The organism is Pontitalea aquivivens (assembly GCF_046507575.1).
GTDB classification, from domain to species: Bacteria; Pseudomonadota; Alphaproteobacteria; order Rhodobacterales; family Rhodobacteraceae; genus Pontitalea; species Pontitalea aquivivens.
On record NZ_JBKFEY010000084.1, the window covers coordinates 1 to 1,198 of the forward strand.

Here is a 1,198-nt window from a genome sequence, read left to right on the forward strand (position 1 = left end):
GGTAATCCCCCCATTTCTAGCGGGGTGCATCCGTAGAATTCACGCGACCATCTTCAGTTTCTGGGCGGGTGTGATGCCGCCGATGCCCATGTTCGGGCGGTCGTTGTTGTAAGTCCAGAGCCATTGCGTGGCGTGGTCCTGTGCCTCCTCGATGCTTTCGATGATGTATTGGTCGAGCCATTCATGCCGGACGGTGCGGTTGTAGCGCTCGATGTAGGCGTTTTGTTGAGGTTGTCCGGGCTGGATGTGCTGGATCGTGATGCCCTTTTTCTCGGCCCAGATCAGCAGCTTGCCACTGATGTATTCGGGGCCGTTGTCTACCCTTATGGTGCCGGGCTTGCCGCGCCATTCGATGATCCGTTCAAGGCTCCGGATGACCCGTTCCGCTGGCAAGGAAAAGTCGACCTCGATGCCCAACCCTTCGCGGTTAAAATCATCCAGCACGTTCAGCAGCCGGAACTGTCGGCCATCGCCGAGGCGATCCGCCATGAAGTCCATGGACCAGGTCATGTTGGGCGCATCCGGCACGGCCAGGGCGTCGGGTTTGTCCCGCTTCAGCCGTTTGCGCGGCTTGATCCGCAGGTTCAACTCCAGCGCGCAATAGATCCGATAGACCCGCTTGTGGTTCCAAGGATGGCCTTTCACGTTGCGCAAATGCAGGAAACAGAGGCCAAAGCCCCAGGTCTTGCGGGCGTCCGTCAGACCGACCAGAAGGTCGGCGATCTCCTCGTTCTCGTCCTTCAGCTTCGGACTGTAGCGATAACAGGTCTCGCTGACGCCAAAAGCACGGCAGGCCAGCGCAATGCTGACCTGGTGACGCGCCACTGCTTTCTCGGCCATCTCGCGGCGTTGAGATGGCCGCGTCATTTTTTTCCCAAGGCCTCCTTCAGCAGATCGGCCTGCATGCTGAGGTCCGCATACATCCGCTTCAGGCGCCGGTTCTCCTCTTCAATGGCCTTCATCTGGCTGATCAGCGACGCGTCCATGCCGCCATACTTCGCCCGCCACTTGTAAAACGACGCATTGCTCATGCCATGCTCACGGCACAGCTCGGCAACCGGCATCCCGCCTTCGGCCTGCCGCAGGATCGCGAGGATCTGCGCCTCAGTGTATCTGCTTGTCTTCATTCAGAATCTCCTCGTTCATCTTGCCGAGAAAATTCTACTTATGCAGCCCCTTACTTTCGGGGGGGATTACC

1 protein-coding gene is annotated in these 1,198 nt (G+C 58.8%); it reads right to left on the reverse strand.

Translation table 11 applies throughout. The features are described from left to right. Positions 1 to 39: 39 nt before the first annotated feature. Positions 40 to 1,127 (reverse strand): IS3 family transposase gene (locus ACK8OU_RS20215; protein ID WP_410305125.1). Its coding sequence is split into 2 segments (ribosomal slippage): positions 40 to 881 and positions 881 to 1,127, totalling 1,089 coding nucleotides; the frame shifts between segments, so codons are not numbered across the junction. Positions 1,128 to 1,198: the final 71 nt, after the last annotated feature.